This window comes from Cohnella silvisoli, from assembly GCF_021190915.1.
In the GTDB taxonomy this organism is placed as follows: Bacteria; Bacillota; Bacilli; order Paenibacillales; family Paenibacillaceae; genus Cohnella; species Cohnella silvisoli.
In genome coordinates, this window is sequence record NZ_JAIOAP010000014.1 from 119,645 (window position 1) to 138,836 (window position 19,192).

The window sequence follows — 19,192 nt, forward strand, 5'->3', positions numbered from 1 at the left end:
AGAGACTAGCAACAAAAGGAGCACTTATGATGAACTTTGATACAATAATAGCCATGAATGCATTAAAGATTTCGTGGCTTGTTTTTGTATTCATAGCAGTTGTCATGATCATTAGAATAACTATTCGGTGTAAAAAGCCCATGAAACATGCGAAAATGAAGCTTCGGAATAAGGTTGGCAGCAACTGACGACTATTCCCCTCGATAATAAAAATTAGCGCATAAAAACCAGCTATTGGCTTGGTCCGAAATATTTTCTACGTCGGAACATCCTCGTATAGCCAATGGCGTACTCGACTCATCGTTTGTTATCACGCAACAACAGCAAAACCGCCGGTCAACGCGATCCGGCGGTTTCTTTATGGATGAAGAACAAAATAAATTTTACTCTTTTCATCGATCCCGGATATCGTTGAAAGAAGAAACGGACATAACCCATGAAAAGAATCGTGCGGGTGCGGTTGAACTTTGATATGTCCCATTTCAGGGTGACTGAATCCCTCTCAAACTTTTCCGTTTACGACTGCTCCGCCGCCAATTCCAGTGCCCACCGTCAAATAAAGGACCTTACTTCGGGAAAACCCGTGTCAGTTGTCATGTACCGATCGCTACTATCGTAAAATAGAAAGATAAAGCTCGTACGAATGAAAGTCTGTCTCGGGGGGGATGAACATGAAAATAACGTCTGGAGGATTCGAAGTCGTTTATCACGGCCGAGTATTCGCTTACGGGATGAGCCCGATCGAAATCACGTTGTCCGAAGAGAACGATCCTTTGACGTTCGTATTCTGTATTGAACATGAACCGGAACGGGATGACTTCATGACGGACATTCGCCTTGTCCGACACAACGAGGTGCGAATCGCATGCATCAACTTTCCGAGAGGCAAGCCGACCGGCAACCAGGATATGATCCATCTCGGGGTTCTGAACAATCGCAAACTGTCTCTTCGTTACGAGGTGACCATCAATTTCGATTCGACGGCTTGGTTGCTGAACTTTACATTTTACGCGGGGGAAGGGGTCCCGGATCATGAATAAAATCGAAATCCAAGACCCTAAAGTCGCCAGCAAGATCATCGCGGCGAACGCGGAGAGCGAAAAACGCAAAGCCGAACTCGGCTTCCTCGGTAAGTTCTTCGGCTCGGGGGACAACGTCCGCTTGTACATCGTAGGCACGATCGCGCTCGGCATTCTCCTCATCGCGTTGGTCTATACCTTAACGCCCGAGAAGTACCGTTCGGCCGACTTCGGATTAAAGGAATTGTGGTCGCTGGTGCTCCCCGTCGAAATGACGATTATCGGATACTTGATCGGATCGCGATCGAAGGAAACCGGCGGTTGACCAATATCTACTGGGCTCTTACATCTTAATAAACCGTTTCAACTTAATCCCGCATGGACTTGTCCACGTGATCCGGCGGTTTCTTTTGAGTGATGTATGAACTCACGGACCGCCATCTCTAGAGGAACATATGCAGCAGCTAAGTAAAGGAATAAACGCTATTTATGTCGAATTTCTTTTTTATGATGCGTATAAAAAACAAAAACGCCCCTAAATATATAGCGACGATAAAAAAATAATAATTGATGAAGCCCGCTCCAGCCTATAAAACGGCTAAGCGGGCTTCATTTTTATTTATTACTTGTGATAGGGTTCAGCTTAACGGTCATAACGACTTGATTTAAGTCAATGACCAGTCATACTCCTCCTAATTATAATGAAAATAAACAATCTTATATAGGAGGCTATCTTATGGCTACCTCAGTAAATGAACTATCGTATCAGCGAAAATCTGCATTATTTGCTGGTACTTCGCTTATCATTATGGCACTTGCCTCATTTTTTTCCTATGGCTTTGTCCATGAAAGTCTTGTGGTACAAGGCGATCCCATCGCCACATTTAACAACATCGTGTCATCAAATAACCTTTTCAAAGCTGAAATCTTTGGGTGGGTCATCATCCTGATCTGTGACATAGTGGTCACCTGGGCTTTCTATATCTTCCTGAAGCCAATTAACAAAAGCCTTTCATTGCTCGGTGCATGGCTCCGTCTTACCTATTCGACTATATTGGAAATTGCCATAATGAACTTGATATTTGTGCTGCTTCTCTCGAGACATACAAACGATTTATCCTCATTTAAAATCGAACAAACGCAATCGCTTATGATGCTATTCCTTGAAGCATTCGAGTCTATTTGGTCTATTGGTTTGATCGTTTTTGGTGGGCATCTGTTGATTGTGGGCTATGTGGCTTTCAAATCAGGCAGCATTCCTAAAGTTATCAGCATTTTATTGTTGCTTGCTTCAATAGGCTATATTGTCATTCATCTAAGCAAAACGTTTCTTCCACAATATGATCGGGTAATTTCAATACTTAATCTTGTATTTACTGCACCAATGGTCGCAGGAGAACTAGGCTTTGGGATATGGCTGCTTCTCCGAGGAGGAAAACTCTCTAATAACACATGACAACTTTTCTAAAAATCACTGGTATTGATCCGCTTCTTGATTCTACTTAATGACTCTGGAGTAATACCAAGATAACTCGCCAATTGGTGTTGAGGTACACGATTGACTAGATGAGGTCTTTTTCGCAATAGCGCTTTGTAGCGTTCTTCAGGTGCAGAAGCGATAAATGAAGTCAATTCATCTTGTACCTCACCCAGGTTTTCTTCTACCATCTTGCGTATCATGGTTTCCAATTGTGAGTGTTTGTGAAACATGTCCTTTTCGGCATCAAGATCACCAACAACCAATATACAGTCTTCTAGACAAGTTAAGGTGTACGCAGATGTCTTATTTTGTTGATGACGATTATAAATAGAGACCGCTTGCTCTTCTGTATAGAAATTGGATGTGACCTCTTTTCCCGTTTCATCTATCGAATACTGCCTTACACATCCCTTCAATACGAAATAACATTTATCAGGGACATCTCCTTGTCTAAGGAGCATTGTTCCCTTTGTATATTCCTCAATAAGGATATCTTCAGCGATAGCCTGTTGTTCCTCATCGTTAAGAGATGTAAATTTAGTCATATACTTGAACAATATGCTTTTCATTTTTCTCCCCTTTCATCTCGTACATTAATTTTTCTTATCCTGCACTTCTCCCATCCGAACACTCAAGCATCTTCCCCTTGTGGCGTTCTAATTTCGCTAAGTCTGATTTTATAAGTTTCCCCCCATGCTTTCATAGATACGATGAGCGGTTCCAAGGTCCTTCCAAAATCAGTAAGAGAATATTCCACTTTGGGCGGAACTTCTTTATAAACTTCTCTGTGAATGATGCCATCCCGTTCAAGCTCCCGTAACTGAAGCGTAAGCATAAACTGCGTAATACCCGGATTGAGACGCCGGAATTCATTAAATCTTTTCGTTCCATCAATAAGATGAAAGAGAATGATCCCTTTCCATTTTCCGCCGATGACATCCAGAGTTGTCTCCACAGGACATCCTTCTATATTTGGAATAGCACCGTATTTGTTTCTTCGATCGCCCATTTCCCAGTCCCCCTTCAATGGTATGATTTTTAATACTATATAATAAAATTATGCGTACTTCCTTCAAGTAAGTATACAACATATAATTCGAATGTACGATAAACTAACTTGAAAGGAAGAAAAATATGAGCAATAACCAAAAAATGAAAGCAGTCGGTGCTTACCGCTATCTCGATTTATCCGATCCGGAGAGCCTTGTTGATCTATTTATAGAAAAACCGATTCCTACAGGTCGTGATCTACTCGTGGAGGTAAAAGCCATCTCCGTCAATCCTGCCGACTTGGGCGTTCGAAAGAACAACAACTATGAAAAAGAATCACCCAAAATTCTTGGTTGGGATGTAGCCGGGATCGTGGAACAGGTCGGACCTGATTGTCAATTATTTAAACCTGGGGACGAGATCTATTATGCGGGCAGTGTGACTCGCCCAGGCGGTAATAGTGAATTTCACTTGGTTGATGAACGAATCGCGGGAAACAAGCCGAAAAGTTTGGATTTTGCACAAGCAGCCGCATTACCGCTTACCTCGATTACTGCTTGGGAGGGCTTATTTGATCGTTTAGGAATCAGTCATAGCGCAGAAGAAAACAAAAATAAAAGCTTACTCATTATTGGCGCGGCAGGGGGAGTAGGATCGATTGCTACTCAACTTGCTAAATTAGCAGGTCTAACTGTAATTGGTACTGCCTCACGCCCAGAGTCAATCCAGTGGACCATAAATCAAGGGGCAGATTTTACAATCAACCACAATAACGATTTTGCACCGCAACTCAAGAAAATAGGATTTGAGACGGTCGATTATATATTTTGCTTAAATGACACGATACAACATTTTGCGAATATGGCAGAGGTCATAGCCCCCCAAGGTAAGATTTGTTCAATCGTTCCTGCAAATAAGGCTTCTTGGACGGGAAGCTTGGATATGGACCTGCTTTTTGCTAAAAGTATCACGTTTGTATGGGAGCTCATGTTTACCCGATCCATGTTCCAAACTAAAGATATGATCAAACAACACGATCTGCTGAATAAACTGGCTGATTTAATCGATAACGGAAAGTTGAAAACGACTTTAACTGAACGCCTAGAGCCAATTAATGCAGCAAACCTGCGTTTAGTACATGAAAAAGTGGAAACAGGAAGATCGATAGGAAAGATTGTATTGGAAAATTTCTAATCAATCTTCATCGTTTACAACTTGCAAAAGACCGGAAGCAGCCTAAGTTGCCCCGGTCTTTTGCAAGATTCAGTTACAGATGAGAACCTCCTGTCGCATCCAGCAATTGTGCTGTTACCCAGCGGCTGTCCGGCGATGAGAGAAAGGCGACGACATCCGCAATATCAGAAGGTTGACCAACTCTGCCTAGTGCCGACATTTCGACCGCATGTTTGTGACCTTCAGGGGTATGCAGCCAAGAGGAATTAACGTCGGTATCGACTATGCCCGGCAGGACGGCGTTGACAGTGATGCCTCTTGAGCCAACTAATTTGGCAAGATGCAGCGTGAACGTATTGATAGCACCCTTGGTTAAATTGTATGCCATAATGTGGGGGTAGGCGATTCGTGTCACGCCGGAAGATATATTAATAATACGTCCATCGTCTCGAAGAAGCGGCAGTGCTTGCTGTACCAGAAAGAAGGGCGCTTTGACGTTAACGGAAAATAATGCATCGAAAGCTTCTTCTGTTGTCTCCTCGAAAGTGTTCGATGTTCCGATTCCGGCATTATTGACTAAAATATCGAAATGGCTATCGCCCAATGATTGGGTCAGCTTTTCTTTCAAGGTGTGAATAAGTTGAGTAACTCCTGCGACGGAATCGAGGGCTGCACCAATAGCTATTGCCCGGCCCCCGTTATTTTCAATTGTACGTACCACATGCTCAGCCAATTCTTTATTGCTGCCATAATGAACGACGACGATAGCTCCTTCTTCTGCTAATCGCAACGCAATACCTTTCCCAATGCCTCTGCTACCGCCGGTGACCAATGCAACTTTTCCTTCTAATCGTCTCATTGTCTTAACTCCTTTCGTGTAGTTAAAGCCTACACCCTCCCCTTAGGGGGAGAGTCAAGTTAAAATCAAAAATAAAAAAGGAAATGGAATGGATCTTTTTTGGGCAGTGTCGATTGGAATGAGTATTTCCGACTTGCGTTTATTTCCATAAATATCCTTGTCCGCGGTTAAATATATTTCCCTTATCGGCTCTTTGTCTGACACTCGGTACCCATTAGACGTTATCCAAGTTACGATCTCATCAGAAACTGAAAAATCATTGTTATAAGGATCGCGATAGTGTACAACGGAAGCAGCAAGCTTAAGCTCAGGTAACATAGTCATTCTTACTCTGTCGTTCTCTGGTATGCTTTTCTTGATAGGAATGGCAACCTCCATGTCAGCTAGATCTTCACTCTCCCAGTCATGCCAGATTATGATCAATGAGCGACTTTCATCCTCGCCATATGAGCGAGTGTACTGAGTGATCTCGTCCAGCAGCAGACACAAATTTGAGCGTGGAGCGACACTGCGAATGGATGCAACAAGCTCAGGCGCTACTTTCCGCATGGTTACGGGGAGTGCCGCATCGGGCTCATCCGAATATTCAAAGCGGGTAAGCCTTTCGGAAACTTCATTTAACTGACGTTGCGCCTCCTGTATCGTAAGCTGCAGTTCCGTTTGTTTGGCGGTCAAAGTCTTTTTCACATTGGCTGATGCTGCATGTTCTTGCAGAAAGGTCTTGATTTGTTCCAGAGTGAAACCTTGTTCTTTAAACGCTTGAATACGTTTAACAGTCAAAAGCTGTTCAGCGGAATAATATCGATATCCGTTGCTTTGGTCTACTATAGTCGGCATTAACAGCCCCAGATGATCGTAGTATCGTAATGTTTTGACTGAAACATGACTTAATTTAGAAAAAGAGCTGATTTTTAGAATGACTCGTCACCCCTCGCTTTAATGAAGTTAACGCCGGCTCTAACAGCCGTGCATCAAACCCTTGTTACACTACCTCATACAAAGACGTATCCATTGCCTGAATGAAGAGCGTCCATTCCCCTGTCGTGTAAAGCAGAAGCCGATGCATCGCGCGCGTGCATGCTGTATAGAAGAGCTTACGCTCGCTTTCCCGATGATACGTTTGCGAAGAAGCATCGTAAATCAGCACGGCGTCGAATTCAACTCCCTTAGCGAGATAGGCGGGAATAACCAACGTTCCCTTCTCAAAGGTGAGCGTCTCCTTCGTAATGAGCCGCAGAGACTCGCAACCCTGTGCCGTCAATACTTCATAGGCCTCACGGCTTTCGGCTGCAGTCTTCGTAATGACGGCGATGGAGTCGAAGCCTTCAGCCTTGAGCGCCGCAAGGTCTTCTTTTATTCGCGCCGCCCGCTTTTCACCGCTGCCAGCCTTCGAGAGGTACGGCTTCCTGCCGCTCCTCTGGAAAGGCACGATCTCTTCGCTTGGCAGCAGCGACTTCGTAAACTCCACAATCTCGCGAGTTGAACGATAACTTCGGACAAGGCGGATCAGGCTCGTTTCACCTTCGCCGTAAAGCCGGATCAACGGCGAATCCGCCTCGTGCAGATTCGTTGCTTGAGGGAAGATCGCTTGGCCGAAATCGCCGAGTACCGTCATGCGTGCGCGAGGAAACAGCTGTTTGAGAAACGCGAATTGGAATGGCGAATAATCCTGGCCTTCGTCGACAAATAGATGCCGCACCTCCGTGTTCGTCCGAGCGCCCTCGACGAGTTCTTTTAAACACAGGAACGGGGCAGCATCCTCATAAAACAGTTCGATTCGACTCAGCTTCTCCTTCGTTTGCTTGCAGATTTCCGGCCACCGTTCGGGCAATTCGGTCTCGTTCGTCATTTTCCGATAAGCGGCATCTTCACTGAACAACTGATCGTACAGCCCGATCACATCTATGAACATTAACCGCTTCACCTCGCGCCTCAGCGGCTTGAAGTGTTCCTTCACGATCATGCGGCTCAGCAGCTCTTCTTCCTGCACGGAAAAGTCGAAGACGTTTTCTTCCCCCTGCTCCTTCCCGCGAAACTCCCCATAGACTTCCACATACTGTTTGGTAAAATCGAAAACGGCCTCTTCTCGCTGGTATTTCTTGAGCAGCTCGCTGTAGGCTTCGGCATATTGCTCGTTGTCGAGGTAGTCGAGTTCATCTTGAACCCAGAGCGCCTCCTGCTCCTTACGCTCCAGCGAAGTCAGCTCTCGCAGCAGCCATTCCCGCAGCAGAACGACGCGATTAGCCAGGCGGATGGAACTGTCGTAGCTGTAAAATTGGGATTTCATTTGCTCCGCGGTAATTAACTCGCGGTCCCGGAAACGGATACTGCGGAATAGCATGCCTTCCTTCCCCAGCCACAACGCATAGCTTTGGAGAGCTTGCAGGAAAGCTTCGGACGCCTTATATTGAATCCCGCTCAGCCGTGACTCATACGCTTGAGAAAATGTTGACGTTAGTACATATTCGATCTGCTCGAACGGGTCCTCTAAACGCAACGTGGATCCAAGCCAATACTCCAGATATTCCTGAAAGGTCGTCTGCTGCATGTTCTCCTCGCCGAGCTCGGGAAGAACCGTGGATACATAACTGTTAAACATCGGATTAGGCGAGAAAAGAACGATCTGGTCCGCCTTGAGCCTATCGCGGTGTTTATACAACAAGTATGCTACCCGTTGCAGAGCCGCGGACGTCTTTCCGCTGCCGGCCGCCCCCTGCACAATGAGCATACGGCTCTTGTCGTTGCGGATGATGGCGTTTTGCTCCTTTTGGATGGTCGCCACGATACTCTTCATTTGCGCATCCGCGCCCTTGCCAAGCACCTGCTGAAGCAATTCGTCGCCGATCGTTAAGCTCGTGTCGAACACATTCTGGAGCTGACCGTCGCGGATCTGGTATTGCCGCTTCAGCATCATCGTGCCCGTGATTTGTCCGCCCGGCGTTTCATAGGTCGACTCCCCCGGGGAATAGTCGTAATACATACTTGCAATTGGTGTTCGCCAGTCATACACCAGAAAGCTCATCCCGTCTGCATCGACGAAAGACGATACGCCGATGTAAATTTGCTCGCTGACGCTCAGGCCATCCTCTTGAAAATCAATGCGCCCGAAGTAGGGAGACGGCAGCAGTCGCTTCATGCTTTTCCATCGCTGCATCCGTAGTTGATGACTGCGCTCACGTTCGGACAACACCGCTTCTTGCTGCTTTATACTGTAGAAGGTCTCTTCGAAATCTTCGTCAGTGCTCGTGTTGACCGTAACTTCCTCCCAAAATCGCTTGCGAATGTCCGCCACCTGATCGCGCAGCCCGGCCACCTCCGGTTCCAGTTCGGCGATTGTCGATCGCAGTCCTTCCGTAACCAGATCTAGCCGGTCCTGTTCTTGCTGCCAATCCTTCGCGTTAATCATCTTCACGAACACGCTCCTTTTCGGCCTTATATAGAGAAGCAAAATTACGTTTGACAAACCGCAAATCCTCGTGGTATGATAATAGTGTAGATAAAATGTTATTTCTCTGTCTTAAGAAATTTTTTTGGCAATGGCCCTTTAATCTTATCACGATGTTTCTTTGCATGCAAATCATTTTATATAAAAAGAAGAACCGGCAGATATACACTGGTTCTTCTTTTTGTTTCCGAATCATTGGGCTTGGCTTTAAGTTTTTATCGTCTTTCGAAGTTACAGCATATCGTGGTCCTGGACAGCCAAACTATTTAATCCCACGAACTCCATCATGTCCATTAGCCCGCTCTCCTTGAGACTGATAAAACCATTATCCGAGCCTAAAATCAAATGATCCATCAACTCTATACCAACAATTTCGCCCGTTCTTACTAATCGATGCGTAATTTTAACATCTTCAATACTCGGCTCAGGATCGCCGCTCGGATGCCAATGTGCACAAATTATTGATTCTGCATTGGCCAAAATTGCCGTCTTAAACACCTCTCTAGGATGAATCAACGTCGCGTTCAGTATCCCAATGGAAATCACTTGAAGGTGCGTAGGATACTTGTGGCTATCCAGACAAAGCAGCGCGCAACCTTCCCGATCGCTTTCAGAATCGAGAAATTGGCGAAATATATCGTTGGCCTTCTCGGGAGTATCGATTTTCATTCTAGAAAACAACGACGCCTCACGCACAATACGAAGACTTACTATGGCTATGCTCTTGAAGCGGGTTGGCGAGGACTCATTTTTTCTAAACTCGGAGGTCGAAAGCCTAGGTGTCAACGACATTGAATATTCGATTACTTTTAACCTCCTCGTATACTCATAATTAGAGACTGAGAATTACACACACTGTAATAGCCAACATCCTAAACTATTATACTACTTTTAAGTAGTTATTTAGAATAAAAACTATTTATGATACCCTGCATATAATTTTCTAACTCGCCTAAGCTTGTATTGAGGTGGTTAGATGGCAGATTTACGTAATTATGTCGGCAATCGTATCCGAGCAGTCCGCCTTGCTAAAGGACTGACACAGCAAAACTTAGCAGATACTTCTGGATTAGACTATAGATACATAGGGGCGTTGGAGAGAGGAGAACGTAATTTTTCCATGGATACTTTGGAAAAAGTCCTTTCTGCGCTAAACGTCTCCTTACACGAAGTGGTCTACCTAGACCAAGATAAATATAAAGAGGGAATTGCGCGGAGAGAAGCCATTGACGGATTTATCGCAATAACGGAGGGACTGACGGAAGAACAATTAGCTATACTGCGCCGCGTAACTCAAGAAGTCACCCGTGCTTTTAAATAACCTCCATGACTGTCTGTAGCTTCGGGGGAATTTATTAGGTAGTCAGAAGATTACTTTATCGCCCATCGTTTGTTATCACGCAACACAGCAAAACCGTCGGTCTACACGATCCGGCGGTTTCTTTATGGATAGGCACCAGCATTATGACTGTATAACTTGTGGAATGTTATATTGTGTTTTCTCGTATTTAGAGCAAAACCCTGTTTTCCAATATATTTTTCAAACTGATATGAGACTTGAAGGTCCGAGCTTTATAAGGGAATCTTGAAATTCGGAAAGTTCCTTAATGGATGCTGTTTGGATCTTGATGAGATAATTATATTCTCCACTAATGCGAAATAAATCGGTTACTTCCCAGGCCCCTTCGCAAAAATCAACTAACTCATGGCAATGTTCTGTTTTTAATAGAATAAAAGTGAGTACGTGCATCGGAGCTTGACACCGCTACTAACCAAATCGAAAATTAGCTAATGAGAACAGATGTTGAGCGCCACATCTTTGGATGGGACGTGTTACTGGAGCCCCCGGCAAAGTATCTGGAACGCATCATCACGGTGAGACTGAAACAGGTGTTTATATTTTGAGTGGTCACACAAGGATTTACTATGGAGAGAGATTCAAAGAGTATGTTCAGTTAGGGCCTGGAGATTTAATATACGTCCCTGCGTTTTTACCACACATTAAATATAATTTTGATTATACTGAACCAGTTGAATTTTTGTTGCTCGAAGTCCAAGGAATATTGTCGTTAGTTTAGAGAGTAAACTTGAATGATGTGAGCACTCACGGACCTGACTCCTTGTTCCCACTCACGTTGACCGAAAATGGTTTTAGTGCTGGCTCAATCCAGGAAGGGCAAATCCGGTATGCTAAACGAAATCGCATCCCGGCAAGTTTATCTGGCTTGCGGCAGCACGGATTTACGCAAATCACCAACTTAACAAACAATTTCTCTCCGGCAGCCGGTCAAATCGATCGGCTGCCGTTTGCTGAATGTTCAACAATATGTCAATCCTTACAGGGCTTAGGTCTGGGAAAAGACTAGACTTGAGCTGATTCTGATCAGGGTGGAGCAATTGCTATACTTCAAAATGGATATACATACTTTGAAAAAAGGGGCTACGATCTTGAAAACAAACTTTAGCACCCCCCTACCATAGGGGCAGACGGGGAGAAGGAGCGAATTCGTTTTGCTAGGCGGGGTCTTCTCGTTTTCTTCGCAATGCTCATTCCTCTCTCCATACTTGGCTATGTGCTGGCGATGAAATCCCCGATCTTTATGCTGCTCCTGATGTGGGCACCGGGCCTGTCCTCCATCTTCACCCATACGTCACACCGGACACGTTCATTAAGCTCCACCTGCGGTTATATTCGTGGGACTTTTATTCATGCAAATGGTTATCGGCACAACAGAATACAAAGCACAAATCAAATTTCGGAGGCAGTTAAAATGAATGACGAGTTACAACGTACGTTAAGTGAGATAATTGAATCAGGTTCACAATCTAACCCCGCCGTGAATGCACTCATTAGTGATTATACTAAGTATCATGCTGTACTCGTTATTGTTGGTGGATGCTTGGTACTCATATTCGCATTGCTTAGTATAATTTTTTGGACTAAATTTAAAAGATCGCCTAAGATAAGCAAGTTAAAATGGGGATTTGAAAGAAAAGCATACTTTTCTTTCGGGCTTTTGAGTAGTAGCGTCGCTTTATTGATGATTTTGATTGTTGTGGCAAATCTGACAAATGCATTGAATCCGTTGCATGGGTTTTCATTGCTTAATGTTTCGTTTAAAATATCCAATGGAGCAACATATAAGGACGAATTACGCTATGCGTTTAATGAATGGATACAATCAGGTAATGAAAATATCCCGTCTATTCTTCAGGAAAAGATAAATAAACGCATTGAGTTTCATACTACAAAAGCTATTGTTTGTGGAATATTGTTGATACTATTTGTGGGACTTAGTGTGTATATTTGGAACGCATTAATAAAAAGGGCTAAATCAAATGATTCAAAATGGAGATTTAAAGAAAAAGCCTACTTTGTTTTTGGAATTGCCACGGCTGTTCTTTCTTTGTTAATGATGGTGATAGTAGTAGCAAATATGCAAGCAGCATTTGCGCCTATAACATTATTTATGATGAATTTGTTTAATAGCTGAATGCACTGGTATGCAGGGCGACTATTATACATTCCACATGAGTGGTTACTGTTAATTAAACACCACTGAAACTATTCAATTCGAACTTCTTCTTTACCACAACTTTATGATACCGTTCATCATCTCTTTCCGTCGTCCGTATCATCAATAAGGCCCGTTTTAGCCTCCTAACAAGTTACACGGGTCTATCGGCGAAAAATGCGAAAGGAGCTGCCCGCGGCATGCTCCTTCTTTGATGTTCTTATGGATTTTTATTTTCATGATCTGCACGACAGGCTGACGATTCGGTGCCGAGGCACTTCGAAAAGTCGGCCTTTTTATTGATTTACCTTGTTGAGTTGACCGGCACGTTATCACAATCCCCAAATCTCATCTCGTCAAGAGATAATGTGCAAATGAGTGACATAGCGGGGGATCCCCTCTTATGCTTTCGAAATAGGAATGAATTTCCGAGTATGAAGAGCGATATCGCTTTTTCCAATTCATCCGGTTTCACGTAAAATTTTTTTCAGGTCGATGGGGAGATAAGACGCTTGGCAAATTCGATGACCGCGATAATTTTTATTCCTTGTTAGAAAGCGATGGTGTAGGATAATCTGCACTTGTGTAAAACAAACTTGACAAAAAATCTAGTTTTAATTACATTGTGTATAGTTTAGTTTACATTTTGTGAATTACACTTTAATTAGGAGGTCAATATGTCCTATCAAGAAAAAAAAATTTTTGTTTCCATCATCAGCAGTATACTCATCTTCACCCTCTACACTTTATACGCGATAAAAAATGCCGAGGAAGGCAGCATCACTTCGGCCAGCGACTTCAGTTTTTGGGGTTCCTTCATTCTGGTGCTGCTCCCGGTGTCGATTGTAGCTAAGGTTATCATTCATATCGGGTTTGTCATCTTCAATAAAATCGCCACGAATGAAGATGAGCCTTCTTTTGAAGATGAGTTTGATAAGATCATCGAGTTGAAGGCAGACCGGATTTCGCTTTATGTGTTTTTCCTCGGGTTTATATTATCCATGGTTCCGCTCGTTACGGATCTTCCAACTTACTTAACGTTTCTTGTGTTGATCCTCTTCGGTTTTTTATCCGATCTACTGGGACGTATCGCTCAATTATATTTTTATAGAAAAGGAGTTTAACATGGGAAAGGATGCGATCAGCAATCATATACGGAATCTTCGCTTTCATCATAACGAGATGACCCAGCAGCAATTAGCAGATAAGGCTGGGGTCACCAGACAAACGATTGTTGCTGTCGAGAAGGGGAATTATTCACCTTCATTGGAGTTGGCTTTTCGCATCGCGCGTGTTTTCGGTAAGTCCATCGAAGAGGTATTTCAATATGATGATAAGCCATAGAAGGTCTGCAGTAATTACTGGGGTGTTATTAATAGCCGGGTTGGTTACAGGTATATTTAGTGTTGTTCCTGTTATAGATGGAGCAGACTACCTTGTCAAGGCTTCTACAAATGAAAATCAAGTACTAATAGGAGCGTTTTTCCAGTTGTTAATGGTTGTTGCATATGTGGGTATTCCTATTTTGATGTATCCGATTTTAAGTAAGCATAATAAAGGTTTAGCTCTTGGATCTGTTGCTTTCGGCATCATTGCGGGTGTGTTCATTATTATTGGTGTAATCATTCTATTGTTGCTACTGACATTAAGCCAAGATTTTGCAAAAGTTGGAGCTCTGAATGGTTCTTATTTTCAGACCCTGGGTGGATTGTTACGGGAAGGACGCGATTTGGCGAACCATGTGGCCACGACCCTGGCATTTGTTTTGGCTATGTTCTTGTTTAACTGCATATTTTACCAAACCAAATTAGTTCCACGTTGGTTATCCATTTCGGGTCTTATTGGGACTACATTGTCCATATTGGCAAGCTTACTATTTATGATTCGCTTCATCGGTCTGGATGCAACCTATATGATGTTGGACATGCCAATAGCCTTTCAACAATTGGTTTTGGCTATATGGCTAATCCTTAAAGGATTCAACCGGGCGGAGGTGTCACTGAAATGAATAAATCAGAACGTTTTTGGGACAAAACAGCAAGTAAATATGATCAAGCAGAGATGAAGGATGAACAGACTTACGCCAATATAATAAAAAGAACGAAAACTCATCTCAAAATAAGCGACATTGTGTTGGATTACGGCTGTGGGACTGGATTGATAGCAAATGAAATTGCAGAATATGTGACAGGGATTCATGCGATTGATATATCTTCTAATATGATAGGAATTGCGGAAAAAAAGGCAAAAGAGCGAAACATTGCAAATATAAACTATGCTCATTCGACCATTTTTGATGAAAGGTATAAGAAAGGCTCATTTGATGTCATCCTGGTCTTTCATGTTCTGCATTTGTTGGAAGATGAACAAATCGTTCTACAAAGAATGAATGAACTGTTGAAACCAGGAGGATTATTGATTTCTGCAACACCATGCGTGGGAGAAAAGATATTTCTAAGAAACTTGTTATTCTTTGCAGGTAGAGTTGGTTTAGTGCCGAATATAAGATCATTTAAAATACGCAATTTAGTCGATTCAATTGAGGAAGGGAATTTTTCAATTGTCGAATCGGATTGCTTGAAAAAAAGTTCTCAGGAATATTTCATTGTTGCTAGGAAGACTTGATATGTTACACCGTATAGATGACGGACATGCTGGGCGTACCAGAAAAAGCCTCTATTCCGCCGCTCGGAATAGAGGCTTATATACCTTACCTTAATATTGTCCTTTAATCACAAAAAACGAGCCCCGAATTGTTCCAGCAAGTTTCGACTTCTGCCTAGCAAACTTAAACTTCCCTTCTAACTCCTTTGGTACCTCCATCCCCTCGGAAAGCTTAAAGCCAACGGCCCGTTTCCCTGCATCATCAACCGTATACATGACATTAATCCCAAGACCATCCTCATAAAAGACGTAGGTGAATCGGATATTTTCCACTTGAAAACGCGATGTTTCTAAAGGCTTGGCCGCAAACTCAATATTACGTTCTTCTTTCAAAATTCGGTTCACGTAGTCAAGGCTTTCCTGACTTTCGCTAGCTGGTACAACCGTAAATTCATGCTTGTATTTGTTCATAAAGTAACGGGCTTCATTCGCACGTAAACCAGCAAGCGCCTCTGCTACGGGTGAAGACTCTAAACCAACCGTAGACACATTATTAAAATCAACGATATACGTCATTTTCATTTCTCCTTGTCTCTTTTTATTCCCGAACTTAAGCTTGCCCGACGGGATGCTTGACTCTGAAATGCGAAAGGAATGCCACCAGCATGGTGATGCCGATCCAAACGCCTGCCAGCGCGGCGACTTCCCGATCCCAGTAACCGATTATCGGGACTAGGCAACGACCTGTTCGAGGTTGCCGCACCATTTACCCCAGCCATACCTAGCGCCTTCTAGACCTTGAGCATTGGCGAATCCGGTTTGTTCGAGATGAAGGTTAACTTTGCCGTCCCCTAAATCCTGCAGCGTCCAGGTGACCGTGTGCTTCTCCCCTCCGCTGGCCCAAGTATAGGACACCCGGTTTGGTGCGTCCACGATAAGCACTTCACCCTCGATAATGCCATCCCACCATTCGTTCGGCTGCGTACGGAACTGAAAACGGTGTCCTACGACAGGCTTAAAATCATTTGCCATCGCCTCACCGGTATGGATGTTGGCCACCCACTTGGCCAGCTTGCTTGAATCGGTTAAGGCGGACCAAAGTTTCTCGATCGATGCCGTGTACTGAAAATCCAAGGATAATACTAAACTCATTCTTCTTCCTCCTCTAATAGTTGGTTCAAGCGCAACATATTCGTACTCCAGAACTTGCTGTAGAAAGCCAACCAATCTTGAATTTCTCTGAGTGGAGAGGCGTTTAGCCTAAATCGCGTTTCTCTGCCGACTTTGCGGTCAAGTACCAGTCCGGCCTCTTTAAGGATGGTCAAATGCTTGGATACCGCTGTACGACCCATCTGAAACTGTGCCGTTAACTCATGAAGCGGTATCTCCTCTGCCTCTGCTAACAGACGAATCAGTCGGCGCCTAGTTGGATCTGCAATGGCGTCAAACACGTCCCGCAAATGGTTGTTTACGCTCACAACACCATCCCCTAAGTAATGCCCTGTTATATCCGATTAGACACCGTGTGGTGTCGGTTTTATTATAAGACACCTTTCGGTGTCGTGTCAACAGCGTTTTTAAACTCCGCATGAAAATAGCGAAATTTAAAAGGCACCCTTCTGCAAAGGTACCTCTAGTTTTATTTCCATATAAAGGGGAAGGTTGCTCGTGGAACATGCGAAAAAAATTCTTATTGCAAAACGGCGATCCGGGGCATCAAAAACGCCCTGAACCGCCGTTTTATTTTGAAAGTCCTTTGCATTGCCTTCGTCAAGCGCCAGCTTGTCCCCGGCCGGAAACGACGTCGAACCGGTTCCTACCCTTGCTGGCATATTCGGAACCGTCGGGCAGCCGAATTTCGGCAGGCGCGTCCTCCAGCCCGCTTACGCTCAAACGGAAGAGATCGCCATCCTTCTCCCAGGAGACCTCCACGATGCGGTCGCCTGCGACGACGCGTCCTTTCGCCCATGCAAGCGGTCCCGGCTTGGGCTCGATCCGTATGGCCTCATAACCGACTGCCGCCGGCTTGACCCCCAATATCTCGCTAGTAAAATCATATAGCGGAACCGAGCCCCAAGCATGGCAATCGCTGCGCTGAGAGATCGGGTCCTCCAACCACGTCGTCAGATGCAGCGCCACCTGTTCACGCCACAGTTCCCACAGCGGAAACGAAGAATCGTATCGACCGGTCTCAGACAAGGCTCGGAATAAGAAGAAGGCCATGGAATATGAAACTTGCGCGAGCGACTTATCGGCAACCAGCGCCTCCGCCAGCCGACCGGCGACGCTTTCGTCGGCTGCTCCGGCCAGAATGGCCCAAATTTGCGTATGTTGGCTATACTGTTCCAATGAAGGGCCGTCCCGAAAAAGCTTTTTCTCTTCGGACCAGCAAGTCCGCTTCACCGCTTCCAACGTACGGGCCGCACGTTTACGGTACTCGACTGCCGTATCCGGACGCCCGGTCTGCTCATTCATGACGGCAGCCTTGTTCAAAGCGTCGGCATACAAGAGACTATATACAGCAACCGGTCCTTTCGTATCCGGCACGCCGCGCGTCTCCTCCCACTCCCGTACCCAGTCCACATAAGACCAGTAGCGAAGAGGCGCCGGTCCGACAAGGCCCGCATCGCCGGTCTCCCGCTCAAACCAGTCCAGCACCGCGTCGACCGTCGGTCGGAATCTGGCCGTGAAAGCCTTGTCGCCGCAATACAGCAGATGATCGTAAACCATCATGACCCAGTACAGGGCAAAACCGGGGATGACTTGCTGGATCACGGACGGATACCGGCATTGAAGCATGCCACTCGGCATCAACGAGCTATGAAAATCATAGATCGCTTTACGCGCGAGCCGATCGTCTCCGCTGATCGCGTAAGTAAACAGAATCTGAAGCCTGGTATCCATGCTGTATTGTAGCTGTTCGTAATACGGACAATCGAAATAATTGTCATGCATGCATCGCTGCAGCGTACGAACGCTAATGTCCCACAAGGGGTTCAGCGAGGCGTCGGAGCAGGCGAAAGACGCCCTCACGTCAAGCGGATATCCGGTTTCACGGTAGTTTGCATGATGGATGACAAGCGGTTCGCCAAGGGAAGCCTCGATCTCTATACGGACAAAACGGAACGTACGGAACAGGAACGTTTCATACGTTTCTTCCCTGCCCCCCGCAACCGAATAGGATTCGGTATACCCCCGCAATTGTTTGCCGCTGGTGTCGTCCCGGACGCCCTTCTGGCCATCCGGTGTCTCGTAACTTTCGGAGCAGAGAAACCGAATTTGGCCTCCCGCGCCTCCTTCCAACACGAACCGTAAATAACCGGTCGTCAGCTCCCCCGCATCGAGTTCGACCGCAGCGGACTTTCCGTCTTCCACGCGCAGCCAGTTTCGGCCGGAGAAGACGTTCGCCACGCGCGCCTCGCCCTCCTGCCGCATGATTCGCACGAAACTTCTCTCGCGCTCATAGAGGAAAGGGATTGGACGAGGCGCCAACTGCCATGGCGCGAGAAAACCGTCGGCAGGACTTTCCGTCTCTTTCACGACGATAGCCGGACGCCAGTTTCCGCTTGCGCTCCCCTCCGGGCGCTCCCACCCTTCAGGAACAAGACTGCCGTCGACCTTCTCGGGTCCGCCCACGCATGTGATCGTCTCTGGAAGAAAGACGGTGCTCTCGTCCCTCAGACATAGCCAGGCTTCGTCCGTGCCGATGCTCCCGGCACATGTTCCGTCCGCCAAAACAACGCTTCCGTCGACGATGAGTCCGCCCGTATGAGAGAAGAATACCCCTTCCGGCCTCGCCCCGTCATGTACATAATGGACGACCTTTACTGCAAGGACATTCAACCCCGGCCGCAGATAACGGCTCACATCGACCGTCTCGTAGTATTGTGTTTTAAGATCGCCGCGGCATGGCCCGACTACCGCAGAGTGCCCGTTCACGTATAAACGATACCGGCTATCGGCGCTTATGGATACCGAGAGCGAAGCCCCCGTTTCTTGAATGATGAATGTCTTGCGGAAATAGACCATTTCATTACCCTGCACGTTCCGATCCTTTTCCGCCCATATCCAGCTTGCTTTCCAGCGCTTGCGGTCTTCCACCCGACT

Annotated in this window: 22 protein-coding genes and 1 pseudogene; 11 read left to right on the forward strand and 12 right to left on the reverse strand. The window is 45.5% G+C overall.

Annotated features, from left to right (window positions below; translation table 11 throughout):
• Positions 1-397: 397 nt before the first annotated feature.
• Positions 398-562, reverse strand: a pseudogene (locus tag K7P76_RS23510) (ROK family protein); the annotation flags it as partial.
• Positions 563-671: 109 nt separating this feature from the next.
• On the opposite strand from K7P76_RS23510, the gene K7P76_RS23515 reads away from it, so the two are divergent.
• The 3 genes from K7P76_RS23515 to K7P76_RS23525 all read left to right on the forward strand — a co-directional run bounded on the left by K7P76_RS23515 (position 672) and on the right by K7P76_RS23525 (position 2,475).
• Positions 672-1,040 (forward strand): DUF6864 domain-containing function, encoded by a 369-nt coding sequence (locus K7P76_RS23515; RefSeq protein ID WP_232187772.1) that lies wholly within the window; start codon positions 672-674, stop codon positions 1,038-1,040.
• Positions 1,033-1,344 (forward strand): hypothetical protein, encoded by a 312-nt coding sequence (locus K7P76_RS23520; RefSeq protein ID WP_232187773.1) that lies wholly within the window; start codon positions 1,033-1,035, stop codon positions 1,342-1,344. Before K7P76_RS23515 ends, K7P76_RS23520 begins: the two co-directional genes overlap by 8 nt.
• Positions 1,345-1,755: 411 nt before the next feature.
• Positions 1,756-2,475 (forward strand): DUF4386 domain-containing protein, encoded by a 720-nt coding sequence (locus tag K7P76_RS23525; RefSeq protein WP_232187774.1) that lies wholly within the window; start codon positions 1,756-1,758, stop codon positions 2,473-2,475.
• A gap of 8 nt (positions 2,476-2,483) precedes the next feature.
• On the opposite strand, the gene K7P76_RS23530 is transcribed toward K7P76_RS23525, so the two are convergent.
• The gene (locus K7P76_RS23530) at positions 2,484-3,068 is read right to left on the reverse strand and encodes a Crp/Fnr family transcriptional regulator (protein WP_232187775.1); all 585 of its coding nucleotides are present in this window, start codon (positions 3,066-3,068) and stop codon (positions 2,484-2,486) included.
• 62 nt (positions 3,069-3,130) lie between these two features.
• Positions 3,131-3,508, reverse strand: coding sequence for a winged helix-turn-helix transcriptional regulator (locus tag K7P76_RS23535; protein ID WP_232187776.1), 378 nt, complete (start codon positions 3,506-3,508; stop codon positions 3,131-3,133).
• A gap of 125 nt (positions 3,509-3,633) precedes the next feature.
• Here K7P76_RS23535 and K7P76_RS23540 point away from each other — a divergent pair, with 125 nt between their 5' ends.
• Positions 3,634-4,683, forward strand: a complete 1,050-nt coding sequence (locus tag K7P76_RS23540; RefSeq protein ID WP_232187777.1) for a zinc-binding alcohol dehydrogenase family protein — start codon at positions 3,634-3,636, stop codon at positions 4,681-4,683.
• Positions 4,684-4,756: 73 nt separating this feature from the next.
• Here K7P76_RS23540 and K7P76_RS23545 read toward each other — a convergent pair whose 3' ends face one another.
• From K7P76_RS23545 to K7P76_RS23560, 4 genes are all read right to left on the reverse strand, one after another.
• Positions 4,757-5,521 (reverse strand): SDR family oxidoreductase, encoded by a 765-nt coding sequence (locus K7P76_RS23545; protein WP_232187778.1) that lies wholly within the window; start codon positions 5,519-5,521, stop codon positions 4,757-4,759.
• Between the two features lie 54 nt (positions 5,522-5,575).
• On the reverse strand, positions 5,576-6,439 hold the full coding sequence (locus K7P76_RS23550; protein WP_232187899.1) for a MerR family transcriptional regulator: 864 nt from the start codon (positions 6,437-6,439) through the stop codon (positions 5,576-5,578).
• A 64-nt stretch (positions 6,440-6,503) separates the two neighbouring features.
• Positions 6,504-8,927, reverse strand: coding sequence for an RNA polymerase recycling motor HelD (gene helD, locus K7P76_RS23555; protein WP_232187900.1), 2,424 nt, complete (start codon positions 8,925-8,927; stop codon positions 6,504-6,506).
• A gap of 270 nt (positions 8,928-9,197) precedes the next feature.
• On the reverse strand, positions 9,198-9,635 hold the full coding sequence (locus K7P76_RS23560; RefSeq protein WP_232187779.1) for a JAB domain-containing protein: 438 nt from the start codon (positions 9,633-9,635) through the stop codon (positions 9,198-9,200).
• A gap of 307 nt (positions 9,636-9,942) precedes the next feature.
• On the opposite strand from K7P76_RS23560, the gene K7P76_RS23565 reads away from it, so the two are divergent.
• Positions 9,943-10,287 (forward strand): helix-turn-helix domain-containing protein, encoded by a 345-nt coding sequence (locus K7P76_RS23565; RefSeq protein WP_232187780.1) that lies wholly within the window; start codon positions 9,943-9,945, stop codon positions 10,285-10,287.
• 219 nt (positions 10,288-10,506) lie between these two features.
• Here K7P76_RS23565 and K7P76_RS23570 read toward each other — a convergent pair whose 3' ends face one another.
• Positions 10,507-10,716 carry an Lrp/AsnC ligand binding domain-containing protein gene (locus K7P76_RS23570; protein WP_232187781.1) on the reverse strand — a complete coding sequence of 70 codons (210 nt, stop codon included), beginning with the start codon at positions 10,714-10,716 and terminating at the stop codon, positions 10,507-10,509.
• Between the two features lie 73 nt (positions 10,717-10,789).
• Between K7P76_RS23570 and K7P76_RS33750 the strand changes: the two genes are divergently transcribed.
• From K7P76_RS33750 to K7P76_RS23595, 6 genes are all read left to right on the forward strand, one after another.
• Positions 10,790-11,044 carry a cupin domain-containing protein gene (locus tag K7P76_RS33750; RefSeq protein ID WP_373692471.1) on the forward strand — a complete coding sequence of 85 codons (255 nt, stop codon included), beginning with the start codon at positions 10,790-10,792 and terminating at the stop codon, positions 11,042-11,044.
• Positions 11,045-11,737: 693 nt separating this feature from the next.
• A complete protein-coding gene (locus K7P76_RS23575) occupies positions 11,738-12,460 on the forward strand; it encodes a hypothetical protein (protein ID WP_232187782.1) in 723 nt (240 codons plus the stop codon).
• 698 nt (positions 12,461-13,158) lie between these two features.
• A complete protein-coding gene (locus tag K7P76_RS23580; RefSeq protein ID WP_232187783.1) occupies positions 13,159-13,605 on the forward strand; it encodes a hypothetical protein in 447 nt (148 codons plus the stop codon).
• Between the two features lies 1 nt (position 13,606).
• Positions 13,607-13,825, forward strand: coding sequence for a helix-turn-helix transcriptional regulator (locus K7P76_RS23585; RefSeq protein ID WP_232187784.1), 219 nt, complete (start codon positions 13,607-13,609; stop codon positions 13,823-13,825).
• A complete protein-coding gene (locus K7P76_RS23590; protein WP_232187785.1) occupies positions 13,809-14,489 on the forward strand; it encodes a DUF4386 domain-containing protein in 681 nt (226 codons plus the stop codon). Before K7P76_RS23585 ends, K7P76_RS23590 begins: the two co-directional genes overlap by 17 nt.
• Complete coding sequence (locus K7P76_RS23595; RefSeq protein ID WP_232187786.1) at positions 14,486-15,106, forward strand: class I SAM-dependent methyltransferase; 621 nt, start codon at positions 14,486-14,488, stop codon at positions 15,104-15,106. The genes K7P76_RS23590 and K7P76_RS23595 overlap by 4 nt, the downstream gene beginning before the upstream one ends.
• 90 nt (positions 15,107-15,196) lie before the next feature.
• Here the strand turns inward: K7P76_RS23595 and K7P76_RS23600 are convergent, their stop codons facing one another.
• From K7P76_RS23600 to K7P76_RS23615, 4 genes are all read right to left on the reverse strand, one after another.
• A complete protein-coding gene (locus K7P76_RS23600) occupies positions 15,197-15,661 on the reverse strand; it encodes a DUF8821 family protein (protein WP_232187787.1) in 465 nt (154 codons plus the stop codon).
• Between the two features lie 156 nt (positions 15,662-15,817).
• Complete coding sequence (locus K7P76_RS23605) at positions 15,818-16,237, reverse strand: SRPBCC family protein (protein WP_232187789.1); 420 nt, start codon at positions 16,235-16,237, stop codon at positions 15,818-15,820.
• Positions 16,234-16,563, reverse strand: coding sequence for an ArsR/SmtB family transcription factor (locus tag K7P76_RS23610; protein ID WP_232187790.1), 330 nt, complete (start codon positions 16,561-16,563; stop codon positions 16,234-16,236). Before K7P76_RS23610 ends, K7P76_RS23605 begins: the two co-directional genes overlap by 4 nt.
• Positions 16,564-16,855: 292 nt before the next feature.
• Positions 16,856-19,186: an alpha-L-rhamnosidase-related protein gene (locus K7P76_RS23615; protein WP_232187792.1), complete on the reverse strand. Its 2,331-nt coding sequence runs from the start codon at positions 19,184-19,186 to the stop codon at positions 16,856-16,858.
• Positions 19,187-19,192 lie beyond the last annotated feature (6 nt).

Bases quoted from the DNA above. Each gene is read 5' to 3' on its own strand.
- K7P76_RS23530 (WP_232187775.1), bottom strand. From the start codon at position 3,068: ATGAAAAGCATATTGTTCAAGTATATGACTAAATTTACATCTCTTAAC.
- K7P76_RS23535 (WP_232187776.1), bottom strand. From the start codon at position 3,508: ATGGGCGATCGAAGAAACAAATACGGTGCTATTCCAAATATAGAAGGA.
- K7P76_RS23540 (WP_232187777.1), top strand. From the start codon at position 3,634: ATGAGCAATAACCAAAAAATGAAAGCAGTCGGTGCTTACCGCTATCTC.
- K7P76_RS23590 (WP_232187785.1), top strand. From the start codon at position 13,809: ATGATGATAAGCCATAGAAGGTCTGCAGTAATTACTGGGGTGTTATTA.
- K7P76_RS23515 (WP_232187772.1), top strand. From the start codon at position 672: ATGAAAATAACGTCTGGAGGATTCGAAGTCGTTTATCACGGCCGAGTA.
- K7P76_RS23570 (WP_232187781.1), bottom strand. From the start codon at position 10,716: ATGCACGTACTCACTTTTATTCTATTAAAAACAGAACATTGCCATGAG.
- K7P76_RS23565 (WP_232187780.1), top strand. From the start codon at position 9,943: ATGGCAGATTTACGTAATTATGTCGGCAATCGTATCCGAGCAGTCCGC.
- K7P76_RS23575 (WP_232187782.1), top strand. From the start codon at position 11,738: ATGAATGACGAGTTACAACGTACGTTAAGTGAGATAATTGAATCAGGT.
- K7P76_RS23560 (WP_232187779.1), bottom strand. From the start codon at position 9,635: ATGAAAATCGATACTCCCGAGAAGGCCAACGATATATTTCGCCAATTT.
- K7P76_RS23605 (WP_232187789.1), bottom strand. From the start codon at position 16,237: ATGAGTTTAGTATTATCCTTGGATTTTCAGTACACGGCATCGATCGAG.
- K7P76_RS23525 (WP_232187774.1), top strand. From the start codon at position 1,756: ATGGCTACCTCAGTAAATGAACTATCGTATCAGCGAAAATCTGCATTA.
- helD (WP_232187900.1), bottom strand. From the start codon at position 8,927: ATGATTAACGCGAAGGATTGGCAGCAAGAACAGGACCGGCTAGATCTG.
- K7P76_RS23595 (WP_232187786.1), top strand. From the start codon at position 14,486: ATGAATAAATCAGAACGTTTTTGGGACAAAACAGCAAGTAAATATGAT.
- K7P76_RS23545 (WP_232187778.1), bottom strand. From the start codon at position 5,521: ATGAGACGATTAGAAGGAAAAGTTGCATTGGTCACCGGCGGTAGCAGA.
- K7P76_RS23580 (WP_232187783.1), top strand. From the start codon at position 13,159: ATGTCCTATCAAGAAAAAAAAATTTTTGTTTCCATCATCAGCAGTATA.
- K7P76_RS23520 (WP_232187773.1), top strand. From the start codon at position 1,033: ATGAATAAAATCGAAATCCAAGACCCTAAAGTCGCCAGCAAGATCATC.
- K7P76_RS33750 (WP_373692471.1), top strand. From the start codon at position 10,790: ATGGGACGTGTTACTGGAGCCCCCGGCAAAGTATCTGGAACGCATCAT.
- K7P76_RS23585 (WP_232187784.1), top strand. From the start codon at position 13,607: ATGGGAAAGGATGCGATCAGCAATCATATACGGAATCTTCGCTTTCAT.
- K7P76_RS23600 (WP_232187787.1), bottom strand. From the start codon at position 15,661: ATGACGTATATCGTTGATTTTAATAATGTGTCTACGGTTGGTTTAGAG.